This is a genomic window from Nonlabens xylanidelens (genome assembly GCF_002934445.1).
Taxonomy (GTDB): Bacteria; Bacteroidota; Bacteroidia; order Flavobacteriales; family Flavobacteriaceae; genus Nonlabens; species Nonlabens xylanidelens.
The window spans coordinates 28256-45364 of the sequence record NZ_PTJE01000002.1 but is presented as its reverse complement, the minus strand read 5'-3'; the positions used below and the strand labels follow the sequence as shown (position 1 = coordinate 45364).

General features: G+C 35.2%; 12 protein-coding genes and 1 riboswitch. Of the genes, 8 read left to right on the top strand and 4 right to left on the bottom strand.

Features of this window, described 5'->3' with window-relative positions; all coding sequences use genetic code 11:
• Positions 1–90: 90 nt before the first annotated feature.
• The gene (locus tag LY01_RS05265) at positions 91–4827 is read left to right on the top strand and encodes a T9SS type B sorting domain-containing protein (protein ID WP_104514788.1); all 4737 of its coding nucleotides are present in this window, start codon (positions 91–93) and stop codon (positions 4825–4827) included.
• Positions 4828–4935: 108 nt separating this feature from the next.
• Here the strand turns inward: LY01_RS05265 and LY01_RS05260 are convergent, their stop codons facing one another.
• Positions 4936–5328 carry a pyrophosphohydrolase domain-containing protein gene (locus LY01_RS05260; protein WP_104514787.1) on the bottom strand — a complete coding sequence of 131 codons (393 nt, stop codon included), beginning with the start codon at positions 5326–5328 and terminating at the stop codon, positions 4936–4938.
• Positions 5329–5382: 54 nt separating this feature from the next.
• Between LY01_RS05260 and LY01_RS05255 the strand changes: the two genes are divergently transcribed.
• Positions 5383–5604, top strand: a complete 222-nt coding sequence (locus LY01_RS05255; protein ID WP_317044685.1) for a hypothetical protein — start codon at positions 5383–5385, stop codon at positions 5602–5604.
• A gap of 69 nt (positions 5605–5673) precedes the next feature.
• Here the strand turns inward: LY01_RS05255 and LY01_RS05250 are convergent, their stop codons facing one another.
• Positions 5674–7695 (bottom strand): dipeptidyl-peptidase 3 family protein, encoded by a 2022-nt coding sequence (locus tag LY01_RS05250; protein WP_104514786.1) that lies wholly within the window; start codon positions 7693–7695, stop codon positions 5674–5676.
• Between the two features lie 177 nt (positions 7696–7872).
• On the opposite strand from LY01_RS05250, the gene LY01_RS05245 reads away from it, so the two are divergent.
• Genes LY01_RS05245 through LY01_RS05235 form a run of 3 tightly spaced genes read left to right on the top strand, consistent with a single transcriptional unit; the run spans position 7873 to position 11213 of the window.
• Positions 7873–9636 (top strand): ATP-binding protein, encoded by a 1764-nt coding sequence (locus LY01_RS05245; protein WP_104514785.1) that lies wholly within the window; start codon positions 7873–7875, stop codon positions 9634–9636.
• Complete coding sequence (locus LY01_RS05240) at positions 9633–10259, top strand: response regulator transcription factor (RefSeq protein WP_104514784.1); 627 nt, start codon at positions 9633–9635, stop codon at positions 10257–10259. The genes LY01_RS05245 and LY01_RS05240 overlap by 4 nt, the downstream gene beginning before the upstream one ends.
• Before the next feature lie 6 nt (positions 10260–10265).
• Positions 10266–11213: an alpha/beta hydrolase gene (locus tag LY01_RS05235; RefSeq protein WP_104514783.1), complete on the top strand. Its 948-nt coding sequence runs from the start codon at positions 10266–10268 to the stop codon at positions 11211–11213.
• Positions 11214–11289: 76 nt separating this feature from the next.
• On the opposite strand, the gene LY01_RS05230 is transcribed toward LY01_RS05235, so the two are convergent.
• Positions 11290–13248, bottom strand: a complete 1959-nt coding sequence (locus LY01_RS05230) for a TonB-dependent receptor plug domain-containing protein (protein ID WP_104515189.1) — start codon at positions 13246–13248, stop codon at positions 11290–11292.
• 141 nt (positions 13249–13389) lie between these two features.
• A riboswitch (cobalamin riboswitch) is annotated at positions 13390–13610 on the bottom strand.
• A 111-nt stretch (positions 13611–13721) separates the two neighbouring features.
• Here LY01_RS05230 and LY01_RS05225 point away from each other — a divergent pair.
• From LY01_RS05225 to LY01_RS05215, 3 genes are read left to right on the top strand one after another with little or no spacing between them, the layout of a single operon-like run.
• Positions 13722–14873, top strand: a complete 1152-nt coding sequence (locus tag LY01_RS05225; protein WP_104514782.1) for an ABC transporter substrate-binding protein — start codon at positions 13722–13724, stop codon at positions 14871–14873.
• Between the two features lie 41 nt (positions 14874–14914).
• A complete protein-coding gene (locus LY01_RS05220; protein ID WP_245890639.1) occupies positions 14915–15922 on the top strand; it encodes an iron ABC transporter permease in 1008 nt (335 codons plus the stop codon).
• Positions 15922–16683, top strand: coding sequence for an ABC transporter ATP-binding protein (locus LY01_RS05215; protein WP_104514781.1), 762 nt, complete (start codon positions 15922–15924; stop codon positions 16681–16683). Before LY01_RS05220 ends, LY01_RS05215 begins: the two co-directional genes overlap by 1 nt.
• Positions 16684–16710: 27 nt before the next feature.
• On the opposite strand, the gene LY01_RS05210 is transcribed toward LY01_RS05215, so the two are convergent.
• Positions 16711–17091 carry a Fur family transcriptional regulator gene (locus LY01_RS05210; RefSeq protein WP_104514780.1) on the bottom strand — a complete coding sequence of 127 codons (381 nt, stop codon included), beginning with the start codon at positions 17089–17091 and terminating at the stop codon, positions 16711–16713.
• Positions 17092–17109 lie beyond the last annotated feature (18 nt).

The following is a 17109-nucleotide window of genomic DNA, read 5'->3' as shown; positions in this document are numbered from 1 at the left end:
TGTTAAATATTTATCAATTTAACTATTTTATTGTGATTTTATAGAATTGGAAAAAAATGACTATTTTACGGCTCTCAAAACTATAAAGCCATGAAAAAACTTTTCCTCTTATTCTTTTTATCGATTCCCATATTGTCATTTGGACAGTTAGAAGCCGCCTGGTGGTTTTTTGGAGATAATGCTAGTGTAGATTTTAATTCTGGAGCACCTGTAGCAGCTCCTGCCGGTAGCCTTGCCACAGCCGAAGGTTGTAGTACCATCTCAGACGAATGTGGAATTCTTCAAATGTATTCAGATGGGCAAACTATATGGAATAGAAACGGTGTAGCTATGGCTAATGGTACTGGACTATCTGGAAATGGATCTAGTGCACAGTCTGCCATAATTATTCCTGATTTAGGTGTTGCAGACCGTTATTTTGTTATTACTATAAGTTCTTTTGCTGGATTAAGGTACAGTATTGTAGACATGACATTAAATGGTGGACTAGGTGACGTTATCGCAGGTCGTAGAGATATTCTTATACAAGCTGATACTCAAGAAAAAGTAACCGCAACATTAAGTGATAATGGGACTTTCTATTGGATCGTGACATTTGAAAACGGTGGAGAATATAGTGCTTATCCTGCCGCCGGCGGTATTATACTTGCTTCTAGAGGTGTAGATTCTACACTTCCAGTAACATCTTCACTTACAGATGCTCGTGGTTATATAAGATTATCACCAGATGGGAGTAAAATTGCTAACACATCTGTAGAACCAGCTGGAACAGCATATCTTACTGATTTTGACACAGCCACTGGTGTAGTTAGTAATCCTGTTGCTCTTACCACTTCTAGCAATATTATTGACCATTTTTATGGTGCAGAGTTTTCACCTGATTCTCAATTAATTTATCTAAATGCTAATTCTGCTTCTGGCGGAAATGGATGTAGTACATCCGTTAATAGAGAAATTCTTCAATATAATATAAATAGTGGAGGTGGATGGAACTCTACTCCATTCGTTTTTGCTGCAAATGGAGCAAATAATAGTGAAAGAGGAGCATTACAATTAGGTATAGATGGTAAAATTTATCATGCTCGTGCTTGTCAACCTTGGTTAGGTGTGATAAGATCTCCAGATTCAGTTGGTGCTGCTGCAAATTATATTGACGATGGAATTCCTTTAAATAATAATTCAAGAGAAGGGTTACCTCCTTTTATAACTTCCTTCTTTGAACCTTCTTTTAACTCATATGAATCTGTTGCTGGTGGTGGTAGTGGCGGCGCCTCTATCAATCAGGTTAACTTTTGTGATCAAACACCTATTCAATTTGAAGCATCTACAGCCGACTTTTGTCCTACTTCTACAGTAACTTGGAATTTTGGTGATGGTTCACCGACTAGTACAGTTCTTAACCCTATTCATACTTTTCCTGCTCCAGGAGTTTATACAGTTACCTTAGTTGTACGTAATGGTGGTTTTAGATTTACAGCCTCTCAAGACATAACTATTTATGCAAATCCTATAGCAAATCCTGTAGCAGATGTATTTTTATGTGATAGTGATGGTGACGGTATAGAAACTAGAGATTTAACAATTGCTGAATCTCCAGAGGTTTTAGATACCCAGATAGATCCTAATTTTATGATCGAGTATTTCTTATCACAAAATGCTGCAGATAATAATGTATCGAGCATTACAATGCCATATGATTTCCCTGTCGGTACTACAACAGTTTATGTAAGGATCACAAATGAAGAAAATGCTACTTCAAGTCTTTGCTTTGATACAGGATTCTTTGATGTTATAGTAGCTTCAGGGTCTGGTGCTACTAGACCTACAGATTTAGTCGTTTGTGATGACGATAATGATGGTATATCAACATTTGATTTAACAACTACCGAAACTGAAGTTCTGAATGGATTACCAGCAACTGCATTTACTATCTCTTATCATGTGACTGCTGCAGATGCAAGTACTGCTTCAAATCCTATTATGAACCCAACTTCTTATACTAACACAACTCCTAATATGGAGACTATTTTTATAAGGTTGCAAGACAACAGCCCAGGTGGTTGTACATCTACCACAGAAGTAGATCTTTTTATATGGTCTACTCCTACTGCAAACGCTGTTATGGATATCGCCGTTTGTGATGCTGCAAATGACAACTCTGAAATTATAACACTTTCAGATTTTGATGCCGAAGTTTTAGGAACTCAAACAGATCCTGATTATGTAATAACGTACCACATCTCACAAGCAGATGCTGATACAGGTGCTAATGATCTACCTAATTCATATGACCTGACTGCTACAACTACTTTGTTTGTACGAATAGATAATTTAAATAATGAACCTTGTTTTGATACAACGTCGTTTGAATTAAGACTAGATACACAACCTGTAGCAAATCCTATAGCTACTTATAGATTATGTGATGACATTTCAAATAACAATTCTGAAGTATTTGACCTTGTTACTAGAAATCCTGAAATACTGTTAACTCAAGCAGCTGCAGATTTCAACATAGAATACTTTACTTCCCAAGCAGATGCTGATTTAGGTACTGTGGGAGGAGCAACTGCAGTTAATGACATGTACAGTAGTGCTGGCCAGACGATGTATGTACGTATTGAGAACGTAATAAACACAAGCTGTTTTGATACAACAACATTTGATCTTATTGTAGATGATTTACCAGTGGCAAACACAGTTGCAGATTTAGTTCTTTGTGATGATGAAACTAACGACGGTACTGAAGATATAGATCTTACACAATTTGATACCGCGGTATTAAATGGACAGACCTCTCCTAACTTTGTAATTTCTTATCACCCAACTCAAGCAGATGCTGATAATGACACTGCAGAAATCACCACAGCTTACACCGTAAATTTAGGAACAACAACTGTTTTTGTAAGAGTTGATAATAGTGATAACATGACTTGTGCTAGCACAACACCTATCAATATTATTCTAGACGCGCAAGCTATAGCAAACCCTGTAACTGAATACAGATTATGTGATGATATGACTAACGATGGATTAGAAGACTTTGATCTTAGTACTAAAGATGCTGAAGTATTAGGTACACAAACTGCTACTAACTTTACAATAGAGTACTTTACATCTCAAGTAGATGCTGATTTAGGAAGTGTAGGTGGTGCCACACCATTAACTACTATTTACAATAGTGGTTCTACTACTTTATTTGTGAGAATACAAACTAACAGTAATACCGGATGTTATGATACAGAAATGTTTGACATTTTTGTAGATCCATTACCACTAGCTGGTACACCTGCAGACATAATAGTATGTGATGACATTTCTAATGATGGAACTGAAGACGTTAACTTATCTCAGTTTGATGCAGAAATTTTAAACGGACAGACCAACACTAGTTTTAATGTAACTTATCACGCAACTCAAGCAGATGCCGATAATAACGTTTCACCTCTAGCAAGTCCTTATGCCGTAACTAGTTCTACACCTAACTTATTTGCTAGAGTAGATAATGCAGATAATGACATGTGTTACAGTACAACGACATTCCAATTTGTTATAAGCCCTACTCCAACAGCTAATACTGTTGCAGATATGATTACTTGTGACGATCCAGGTAATGATGGTAGTGAAGTATTTGACCTAAGTCTTGCAAATAGTCAAGTATTAGATGGTCAGAATCCAAATGATTTCAATATCACTTTCCACCCATCACAAAACGATGCAGATATGAATACTGCTGCGCTACCTACTATGTATGCTAGTAGCACTACTACACCAGAAACTATTTTTGTAAGAATAGAGTCTGCTATAAACCCAGTTTGTGCTGATTTCACAAGCTTTACTCTTACAGTAAGTGTGGAGCCTACAGCCGGAATCGGTGCAGATATAGTAGGTTGTGATGACGTGAGTAATGATGGCTTTGAAGAGTTTGATTTCAGCTCTCAAGATGCTGCCATTTATAATGGACAAAGTACTACCGACTTTGATGTTACATACCACGTTAGTCAGGCAGATGCTGACAACGATGTGAACGCATTAACCTTTCCTTATACAAACACTTCTAGATCTCAAACAATCTATGCTAGAATTGAAAACACATCAAATACTGATTGTTATGACGTTTCTAGTTTCTTAATAGAAGTATTTGCTAGACCAGTTATTGCAGATCAAGGTCCTTATACTATTTGTGCTGGTGTTGCAGAAAATATAGATGCAGGTGCAGGATTCTCTAGTTACTTATGGTCTACTGGAGCTACATCTAGAACTATAGACGTTGCTAGTGGTGGTGATTATACAGTGACGGTAACTAATGCAGATGGATGTGATAGTACAGCAACAATTACAGTAGTAGAGTCTGATGTAGCTGTAATAGAGCGTATAGATGTAGGACAGTTTGAGGTAAACACAAACACTCTTACTGCTATTGTAACAGGAAGTGGTGATTATGAATTCTCTCTAGACAACTTTGTATATCAAGACAGTCAGCGATTTAATAACCTTTATCCTGGTTTCTATACCATTTTTGTAAGAGATAAAAACGGTTGTGGAACAGTATCGATGGATGCCGTAATCATAGGTGGACCACCTTACTTTACTCCTAACCAAGATGGATACCACGACACATGGCAAGTAATAGCTGTAGAAACTATACCAGATGCTACTATCTATATATTTGACCGATACGGTAAATTATTAAAACAAGTAAGCCCTACCGGTGCAGGATGGGATGGTAATTATAATGGTACTCCTATGCCATCTAGTGATTACTGGTACTTAGTAGAATTAAGTGATGGACGTAGTTTTAAAGGCCATTTTGCCCTGAAACGATAAACACACTTATCATAAATTACAAAAGCGAGCTATTTAAAATAGCTCGCTTTTTATTTATAATGGTTTCTCAAAATAAGAAGCCACTTACACTACTCTATTTTAAATTTTTTACATAAAATTCTTTAAAATCTTATCAAAATTAGGCTTTGAATAAGTGGGCCCTTTTAGAACCTTACCATCTTCTCGATAAATAGGCAAACCATTTTCTCCTAACTTAGACATATTAGATCGTTGTATTTCATCAAACACGTCTTCTATGACATCTTGCATTCCATGTTCTATAATTGTACCGCATAGAATATAAAGCATGTCTCCTAAAGCGTCTGCAACCTCTACGAGATCATCATTTTGTGCTGCTTCTAGATATTCCTCATTTTCTTCTTTCATCAACTCATATCGCAACTTATTTCTACGTTCTGTGATGTGAGCAACCGGTTTACTATTCTTACCTAATTTAAAAGCGGTGTGAAATTTATGGACACTTTCTATTTGTTTCTTCATATCTATGGTGTATTTGCTAGTATTGGTTTGTAATTTTGTAAAAATAAGTTTTCTATGAGTGCATTGCCATTAGTTTTAAAAGATCCTATGTTCAGTAGTGGACAGATTAATTTTGGAATAGGCTTTTTCTTAGTTTTTGTAGTTATTATTTCTTTTATGTATTTAAAAGATAAAAAATTACATAAGAAAAATTACAAAGGCGTATTCTGGATACTTATAGGCTTTATAGCTTTTATTTTACTTCTCGTTGCCATAAAATTTGGTTTACAGAAATAAAAAAAGCACCAGAATCTCTTCTAGTGCTTTTTGTGATTTCGCTTTCGCGAAAGCGGAATTATAAATTTCTTAATCTAAATGGCCATAATTCTTTGAGTACATAAGCATTTGTTCTTCAAAGCTTTTAGGTTGTTCAATAGAAAAACCTGATATAGAATCACCATCCATAGTAGGAACGATAACAGGGTTTACAAAACCTCTATAAGCTGGAGCTTTGAACTTACTGTTTCTCTCTAGCACTTCTTTATGAATATCTTGATCTACTTTTACACCATAGTTCTCTACTAGTGCCTGTCCAGCTTTAAAATCACCCTCGCTAGTAATGCGTTGTGTTTCTTTTAAAAGTTGGCCAAAAAGCTCTCTCAATTTATCGTAATCCTTAATATCATAATAAGTTTTACCGTCCTTTACCACTTTTTCAATTACATTATCCTCTTTACCTTTTTCATAAACCCAGGCACTCACCCATTGTCTGTTACGCATGTGGGCTTCTTCTACATCCTGCCCTAATTCTAAACGTACGAGCTGAGATAACATACCGTTTCTTATATAACCGTCATAAGCAGCCATACCGTAATTTTTCCAGTCGTCGACAAGGCCTAGTTCCTCTAACTTAGGGTCCATAAGGTAATAAAGCCCAAAAAGATCTGCACGACCTTCTTCTATTGTAGATTTATAACTACCTAATGTTTCTTTAGGCGTTCCTACTCCAGGGTTAATCTGACCACTTGCATGCCCTACCACTTCATGAAGAGCTGTGTGTAATTTATCAGCTTTGGCACCGTATTTTTTCTCAAGTTCTATTTCTTTCTCATCGTGTGCAAACTCATCTAATCTGCCAGAACCACCTGCGTTACCATAAGCACCAATAATATTACCAAGAGAAACTGATTTACTACCGTGTACAGATCGTATCCACGTATTATTAGGTAAATTCACTCCTATAGGTGTCGCTGGACTAGCGTCTCCTGCCTCACCTGCTACATTTACCGTTTTATAGCTTACTCCAGTTACTTTAGGTTTTTTATGCTCTTGCATAAGTGGTGAATTATCTTCAAACCATTGTGCGTTTTCACTCAAGACATTCATCTGGCGTGACATTTCAAAATCCTTTATCTGTACGATTGTTTCATAGCTACCTTTATAAGCGATAGGGTCGTTATAGACTTCTATAAAACCGTTGATCCAGTCCACAGCACCTTCTGTACTTGTGCTCCATGCAATAGAATATTCGTCCCACTTTTCTAGATCACCAGTTTGATAATATTCAATTAATAAACCTAGAGCTTTTTCTTGTTGCTCCGTTTCTGCAACGCCTTGTGCTAGTTTTAGGTAGTGAATGATTTGATCAATTGCAGCACCGTACAGACCACCACTCTTATAAACGTCTGACATTAATTTGCCCTCTTTTCTAATCAATCTAGAGTTCAATCCTATTTCTACTGGTGTCTCTTTATCAACTGGTTGGCTTTTATAAAATGCTATAGCCTCTTCAGTTGTAATTCCTGGTTCATAAAAATTAACCGCACTCTCGAGTACAATATCTTTGTCTTTATCAAGAACTACTTTTTTAGAATCCTTATCGTTAAACATGACATCTACTGCTTCAGATGGCATAATTAGACTTTGATCTCTCAATAAAGTAACTAAAAATTCTTTAGAAAATTCTGGTTTCATCTTATCCATACTATAATGGTGATGAATACCATTTGCAAACCATATGCGTTTTAAGTAGGTTTCAAATTGTTGCCATTCTTCAGTTGTTTTATCACCTTTATAATTGGTATAGATACTTTCTAAACCTTTTCTTATAACTAAATTGTTACGATAATTTTGATCCCAAGTAATATCTCTACCACTTAAACCTGCTTGAGTTAGGTAATAGACTAATTTTTGTTGTTTTAAAGTGAGTTCTTCCCAACCTGGTATTTGATAACGTAAAACACCTATGTCAGCAAATTCTGTGACATTGTAATTGAAATCTATTACTTTTTCAGTTTTAACCGTTTCTTGTTTCTTTTCTATTTTCTCTTGACAAGAAAACGTAAGAGAGGCAGCAAATATGCAACCAGCAATTTTAAGATATTTCATGAATATATTGAGTTTAAAGGATTTATATGATTATCTCAAAAATACGATTTTGATCCGGATTGTTTTTTCCTTGAACAGATGAAAAACTCCGGTTTCATTAATAACATCTCATAATAGTATCCGTATTTTTAACCTTTGATATAAAAAGGTTATATTGTACTTACCCTAATACCTGATATGAGATTCTCCTTATTTTTATTAACTCTATTATGGAGTTGTACATCACTATTTTCACAAGAATTAGTCTCTTTTAATGACATGCTTACCATGCTCGATAAAGGTGAAACTGTAAAAGCGAGAAAAGCATTAGACGAATATGATTTATCTTCTCTTTCTAAAAAAGATCGAGCTAGCTACCTTCTTAATGATGGTATTATAAAATTTAGAGAAAATAAATCTGTAGAAGCATATAAAGCTTTTCTTGAAGTAAAAGAACTTAAACAGTTTGCAAGAACAATGGTAATCTATAATGCAAACGATTATATGATACGGATTGCAAATACCGTTTCAGAATATAGTACCGCAGCACCTTCATTAATTGAAGAGAATTGCAATATAGCTGATAAGTTAGATAATCCTAAATTTAAAATAGACTGTATAAATAACTCATTTTATAAAGAGTTAGTAGGAGAAGATTATGAACTCTCTCTTAAATATAATTATCAAATGCAGCGTATTGCTGAAAAAAATAATTTAGAAGATGAATTATTAAGTATAGAAAATAACATAGGTACTATTCATTATTTTCAAGGCAGATACGATTCTACAATCTATTATTTTGAACGTAATCTTAAAAGGGCTAGAAAAACATTAGACACGCTTTATATTGCGCAGCGCATTAATAACATGGCTATGTTAAAGTCAGCTTTAGAAAATCATACAGCAGCATTAGAAAACATTAATGAAGCCGAGATAATGGCACAAGACTTATCTGATTATCAATTACGTATTTTAATATTACGTAACAAGGCAGATATATTAACTAATAATGAGATGTATAAAGAAGCTACAGATTATTATTTTAGACACCTAGCCGCTAACGACACATTATCTGCATCACAAAATACGAGTCAGTTAAATGAATTACAGACAAAATATGAAACTGCCGAAAAAGAACTACTCAATGCCGAATTAGAAGCTGAAAATTCTAAAAGTGAATCGCGCATATATATGTTGCTATTCCTACTCACCATGGCATTAGGTACCGCAGGATATTTTCTTTTAAATTTTTATAAGACTAAAAAGATAATGGTAGCTAGAAAACTAGCTCAAGAACAAAAGGAACTTAAATTAATGAGAGATCAAGAACTGGCTAGTATAGATGCTATGATCGCTGGACAAGAAAAAGAACGTCTCAAAATAGCGTCAGATTTACATGACGACCTAGGTAGCTCTCTTACTGCCATAAGAGTTTCTATTGAAAATGTAAAAGAACGCACGCTAGATAATGACTCTAGATCTATACTTGAAAATGCTCATCACATTCTTAATGATACTTATTTAAAAGTACGTACCCTATCACACACGCAAAACAGTAGGGTATTAAGTGAAGACGGCTGGATAAGTAGTTTAAAAGATCTAGCTCATAAAATCAATAAATCTGGTGATCTAGACGTAGAAGTAATTCACAGTGGATTAAAAGGCAGTCTAAGCAACTCTACAGAACTCTATTTATTCAGAATTATTCAAGAATTGATTAACAACATCATGAAACATGCTCATGCTACAGAGGCTAGTATAAATATTACTGGTTATGATAACATACTGGATATCATGGTAGAAGATAACGGTAAAGGTTTTGACCCTAATAAAGTCTTGAAAATTGGCATGGGTCTTGATAATATAAAAAAGAGAGTAAATGACATGAATGGTACATTTACAGTAGACTCTAACATAGAAAAAGGTGGTTGCACCATAAGTATAGAAATTCCCCTAGTATGATTACAGTAGCTATTGCGGAAGATCACATTTCCCTAAGTGATGGTCTCAAATTATTTTTAGAACAAGATCCTATTATTAGAGTTTTATACGCTACTAGTAATGGTACAGAGATGATGCAGCGCATAGAAAATTCATTACCAGATGTGGTTCTTACCGATATAAGCATGCCAGACATGAATGGTATAGAATTGTGCAAAGCCATCAAAAAATTAAGGCCAACTACTAAGGTTATAGCCCTAAGCATGTTTGACAATACTGGTGCTATAAAAGACATGTTAGACGCTGGTGCAGATGGGTATGCACTTAAAAGCAGTCCGCTAATCCATTTAAGACAGGCTGTAAAAGACGTTTATGAAGGTAAAGTTTACTTTGATGAACACATGACCGCACAGCTAGAAGAAATCAAATCTTTTAAAGTAAAAAAGAATATACTGTCCAGAAGTGAGCGAGACATTCTTATTTCCATTGCCAGAGGTTTATCCAGTCAGGACATAGCAGAAGAACGCGGTACCGCCATAAGTACAGTTAACAAGCATAGAAAGAACATGATCCAGAAATTAGGATTATCTGGTAAAGGAGAATTACAACAGTATGCACAAGAGCAACACGGCCACTCAAATTAACCAATTATGAAAACAACTTTCTTTATTTCTATTTTAACAACAGTTGCCTTATTTTTAAGTTGTAAAAACAATTCTCCAACTAATGTTTTTGAACCTAATGCAAAGCAAACAGTTCAAATGACTCGTTTTGACACAGCAATACAAAACGATACCATTTTATATTACAACGATTTTAAATCCAACTTTGTAGATAATCGCAATGTAGAAATATGGCTTCCTGAAGGTTATCCACAAAAAGGTGTCAAATACCAAGTTCTCTATATGCACGATGGACAGAACGTCTTTAACAAAGAAACTGCTTACACCGGTGTTGCTTGGGAAATGGATCAAAAAATGGATTCTCTAACTACGGCACAGGCTATACAACCTACTATCGTGGTTACTGCATGGAATACCAATAAAAAACGTTTTAGTGAATACATGCCACAGTTACCTGGTGAGTTGACAGAGTCCGCTTTCGCGAAAGCGGAACTAAAAAAGAACACTGGATATGATAAATTATACAGTGATGATTATTTAAAATTCTTAACCAATGAGCTAAGACCATTTGTAAACGAGAATTTTCAAACCTCTACAAAACCAGAGGATACCGCTATAATGGGTAGCTCTATGGGTGGATTAATATCACTTTATGCCATGATCAAATATCCAGAAGTATATGGAAAAATAGGTTGTGTAAGTACACACTGGCCTGTACCACTTCTAGGAGAAGCTTTTATCAAGGAATTACCTACATCTGTTCCGCAAGCTGGTAGCCATAAAATCTATTTTGATCACGGTACTAAAACGCTAGATTATAATTATGAGCCCTATCAACTACGAGTAAATGATATGTTTAAAGATCTAGGTTATACAGACGAGGACTTACTTTACAGGAAATTTGAAGGTCACATACATAACGAAAAAGACTGGCAGCGTCGTGCCGCTATTCCATTGGTATTTTTATTGAAATAAAATGCTTGTGAAAATATAATAAAACAAAAAAGGCTGCTCTATCGAGCAGCCTTTTCAATTTATAAGTATTGAATTTTTAGAATCCTAAACGTACACCTACTTTGTAAGTTCTACCTCTAGTCTGGAATCCTACTGCCTCTTGATAATCTTCATCTAGTAAATTAGAAACACTTGCAAAGAAAGTAACATCTTTACTGTTCAATTTATAAGTAGCGTCTAGATCCACTAATTGATAACTTTTTAATTCTACATTTTGAGTACTAAAAGTATTCAAATCAAAGAATGCATCTGCACGCTGGTGATTGTACTGGTATCTTGCTGTTAAAAACGCACGTTTTAACACCTCTACTCTAGCACTAGCATTTACCTTATGCTTAGGAATACGTCTCAATTGTGGTACGTTTTCTCTTTCTGTAAATGTATAGTTTGCTGTAAGGTTTACTTTATCAAATAAAACCGTTTGTCCCATAACCTCTACACCTCTTGCAGTAAGTTCTTCTTCTACATTCTGGTATTGAGAGATAAAGTTAACTGGATCTACAGTTACAAATTGTACTAGATTATCTTCTTCACGTTGAAAAACAGTAACACCTAAACTAGAAGAATTCTTACTCCAAGAAATTCCTGCTTCTAGAGTTTTGTTTTCTTCTGGCTCTAACTCCTCATTACCGAATCCGTTAGCATACAGTTGGAACAAAGATGGTGTGATATAAGCAGTACTATAACTAGCATAAGCTTTCAAGGTATTGTCACCAAGATTAAATCTATACGATGGGTTAATGTTATAAACTAACTTTCCATCATAGTTACTATGTGAATTATAACGTGCACCTGCATTAACGTTAAATCCAGTACCGCTTAAATAAACCACGTTAAAATAAGGATCATAAATCTGGAAGTTTACATTATCCTTATCTGCATTTTGTGCAAATTCTGTACTACCGAATGGGATACTAAAATCTTCATACGTCTCATTCTTAAAGTTAAAACCTAAAATAGTTTTTAAGCTAGATTCTTCTGTTAATTGAAACGTATACTTGTTATATAAGTCTATTGAGATTCCATTTGCATTATATAAAGAAGGAAAACCACTTCTAGTATCTCTGCGAGTTGCAGTAGTTACACCGTTATAAACGATCTCTCCTTTATCAGAATATTTCCAGTTGGCATTAGTTCCCCATCTTACCTGGCGGCTGTACGTCTCGTTATCTCCATCGGTAAAAGCACCGTTGTCAAATTCTGCAACGTACTCATCAAATGATAGGTAACTACTCACTTTTAAGTTCTTGTTATTATCATAACCTACTCTACCTATCAGGTTAATGCGGTTAAATTCGTCTGCCTCAAACTGTACATTATCATCAGCACTTTCTGCTGCACTAAGACCGTTTGTACTTTGATGATTTAAACCAGCACCGTAAGTAAAACCACTTTTAGTACTTCCTTGTAGTTGCACACTGTTGTTGTACTCATCAGGTCCATTATTAGCTTGTTCTCTACTTTTATTTGTTCCTATAAAAGAAGCAACACTCACACGTACACCAGATTCTGGTGCTTTACGTAATTTAATATTGATTACCGCTGTACTTGCGTTTGCACCATAAAGTGTACTTGCAGCACCTTTTAAAATCTCAATTTCTTCTATTTGGTCTATATCTACTAGTCTTAGGTCAAATTCTCCATTAATATTACTTGGATCATTAACCTGAGCGCCATCAATTAAAAAAGCTACCTGACGGCTGTTACCACCTCTTACAAAGTAACTCTGGTTTTGACCAGCATTACTTCTAGAACCATTAATTTCTATACCAGCATACTGGTTAAGAAGGTCTGCGATGTTAGCAGCACGTTGCGCTTCTATGTCTGCTCTTGTGATTTTAATTACTGGTTTACCGCTGTCTTTGCGTTGTAAATCAAATTTTGAAGATGCTGTTACAATAACTTGATCCAGCTTTGTTGCAGTAGAATCTACTTGTGCATTTCCCGACACAGCTACTGCGATCATTGCGCTTAGAGCGATGATTTGTTTTTTCATTTTTAGGTTTTTAGGCTCAGGAAAGGAATTTTGAAGAGTTCTATAAACCGCGATATAACACACGCAAAAGGTCTCGACTGCGCTCGACCTGACATAAAAAACCCATCGCTATCTCTATCCCGAAGATGAACAATAATTGATTTGAAAAATGGCAGGTCTCCTGACTCCAAAATAAAATCGTCTTCCCAAGCCTTGCTCAGTGACTGTATTGATTTTATCTTATAAAATTTATAAGACGCCTTTTTTAAAAAGACGTTTTGATTACAGTTGCGGGAACAGTTCTAGAATTGCACTAGATTCCCTTTTAATTTTTTGCTTTCGCGAAAGCGTAACTTTCTTCCAGCTTAAAAACCATATTTCAAGCCGCGAAAATACTATTTTAATCAAGTTAGATTATTGAATTGATCAATATTTTTATACCTTATTGAAAACATCTCACCTTAGTTCTATTAGAATTGGTACTTTTGAAACCTATGAAACAGCCACTGATATACTTAATTTTATTCGTTTTTATTTTACAATCTTGTAAAAAAGAAGTGGGAAAAACGGTAATACCAATTGATGATATTACTGAATATCAACAAATAGACATTAAATATGCTCATGGTTTTCAAATTAAAAATACCAGCTCTGGTTATTATGTAACTATTATGAATCCATGGCCAGAAAGTGCTGTTAATTATACTTTTAAACTAGTCAATAAAAAAACTATAGAGTCTACTCCTCCAGCAGATATTCCTAGAACTATTCAAATACCTGTAAAAAAAATAGTCCTTACCTCTACCACTCACATACCACCACTAGTATTGTTAGGAGAAGAAAAATCACTTATAGGTTTCCCATCTAGTGATTATATAAGCTCGCCAGAAGTTAGGTCTTTAATAGACAGCGGTCATGTAGAAGAATTAGGTACTAATCAACTTATAAATGTAGAGGCAACTATAATTCTAGAACCAGATATGGTTATGGGATTTAGTATAGACGACAGTAATCCTACGTATCAAAAAATACAAGAAGCTGGCGTACCAGTTATGTATAATGGAGAATGGGTGGAAGAACATCCACTAGGTAAAGCAGAGTGGATCAAGCTTTTTGGTGTTTTATACGGTAAAGAAAAAGAGGCAGACAGTATTTTTAATTCTATAGAAAAAGAATATTTAAAGACTCTAGAATTAGTAAAAACCGAAGATAAACCACAAGTTTTGAGTGGTGCAACGTGGAAAGATCAATGGTATTTACCATATGGAGATTCTTGGCAGGCAAAAATCTTAAATGATGCTGGCGCAAACTACATATATAAAGAGACAGCAGGAAGCGGCTCACTAGCCTATCCACTAGAAAAAGTACTTACAGATGGCCGCGAGGCTAGCTACTGGATTGCACCTGGACAATATTCTAGTTATTCAAAAATGCTAGCAGATAATAAATCATACGGCCTTTTTGAATCTTTTAAGAACAAACAAGTTTATACCCATGCGCTTACCGTAGGTGCCAAAGGTGGCGTTACCTATTACGAAGAAGCTAGCATGCGACCAGATCTAGTTTTAAAAGATCTCGTTAAGATTTTACATCCCGATTTACAATTAGACCATGAATTGTATTTCTTTAAACCACTAGAAGACTAAATTTACAGTTCGATTAGCAAAAAATCTATTCCTTTCATTCATTGAAAAAACAATTTTTCATACTGAGCATTTTACTACTAGTCTTCTTCATTGCAGACATATGTCTAGGTACGGTTTATATAAAACCTCATCAAGTGATGGATGCGTTGTTTGGTCTAGAAAATCCACAAACCGGCAAGACAGTTCGTTATATCATTACAGAACTGCGATTACCTCGTGCCATCATGGCTATTTTAACCGGTGCTGGACTTGCTATCGCAGGTTTATTGATGCAAACCTTGTTTAGGAATCCGCTGGCTGGTCCTTTTGTTCTCGGTATTTCTAGTGGTGCAGGACTAGGTGTTGCTCTTGTTATCATGGGAGCAACGGCATTAGGAATAGGCGCAATTTCTGGTTTTGGAATCATTACTGCAAGTGTGGTAGGAAGTCTTGTTGTTCTATTGTTAATCATTCTCATGTCGCTAAGAATTAAAGATACCATGGGATTATTAATCGTAGGTTTAATGGTAGGAAGTTTGAGCAGCGCTGTGGTAGGTATTTTAAGTTATTTCAGTTCTAGTGAACAATTAAAAAGATATGTATTCTGGTCCATGGGTAGTCTAGGTAATATCAACTGGGCCGATTTATGGATCATCATTTTATTGTTTTTTCTTGCTTTAATATTATTAATCTGGATTATTAAACCATTAAATGCGCTCTTATTAGGTGAGAGTTATGCGCTTAGTTTAGGGATTAACATTAAAAAAACAAGATGGATAATTATAATCATCACAAGTATTCTTGCTGGTAGTATTACCGCATATGCAGGTCCTATCGCTTTTATAGGACTAGCTGTACCGCATTTATCACGACTTATTTTACCTACGGTAAATCACAAAATATTAATCCCAACGGTTGTTTTATTAGGTGCCACGCTCCTACTTTTCTGTGATTTAGTATCACAATTGCCATTTTCAAATTACTCCTTACCTATCAATGCAGTGACATCATTACTGGGAGCACCACTCATTATCTGGTTGATTATGAGAAAACGTAATTTACACTTCTAATGATAAGACTAGAAAACATACAGGTAGGTTATGGTCATTGCGTTGTTGCTGCTTTTGATGGCGATCTCGCTTTCGCGAAAGCGAAATTTATATCCATCATAGGAACTAACGGTTCTGGTAAATCGACCCTATTGAGAGCCATGGCAAGTGGGCAACACCTCATCAATGGAAATGTCTTTATTGAGAATAAAAACTGGAACGATTATACGGCAGTAGAACGATCTAAATTCATATCTGTAGTACTAACAGAGCGATCGTTCAGTCATTTTTTAAGTGTCAGAGAGTTATTAGAATTAAGTCGCGCTCCTTATACCAACTATATAGGTAAACTAGCCGCTGAAGATCACGAAGTAATCAATGAAGCTCTAGAAAGTTTTGATTTAAAACAATTGGAAAATCGCAAGGCAGGCACTTTGAGTGATGGACAGTTACAACGAGTTTTAATAGCGCGTGCCATAGTTCAAGATACGGAGTACATTCTCATGGACGAGCCTACCAGCCATCTAGATATCAATCATAAGGCAGATTTACTGTTGCAATTGAGAGATTACTGTCATGAGCATGGTAAAACTATTATTTATGCCACGCATGAGATACAACTAGCAATGTCTTTGTGCGACGAGATCGTTAGTATACATAAAGGATCTATCGCACATGAGACGATAAGTGACTTTGTAAAATCTAATAAACTACAAGAAATTTTCCCCTCAAAACATGTGGCTTTTGAAAACGGAATCGTCCAATTTAAATTTGATAGCTAATTTTAAGAAGATTATTTTTTCATAATCTTAAGCAGCGCACGCTTCACACTTACCTTGAATTAATAACTGTGAGAATAAAACCTCGCGATTAGGTATTTCTGGAATATTTACATGAATATTAAGACAGTCTACTGTACCACAACTCAAACATTGAAAATGAGGATGGAAATCTTTGTGAACAGATTTTGTACAACCTTTACATTTTGCATACCATTTCACACCATCAAAACCTAAAAAGGAGTGTAATACACCATCATCTTCTAGCTTATCTAAAACTCTATAAATAGTCGTTTTATTAATCTGTTTATCTAAACGTTTAATTAAGTCTACCGCAGATATGGCATTAGATTCTTGCTCAAATTCATTAAGCAATAAATCTATAGATACTGTTTTTCTTATAATTCCCATAATACAAATTTATTACAA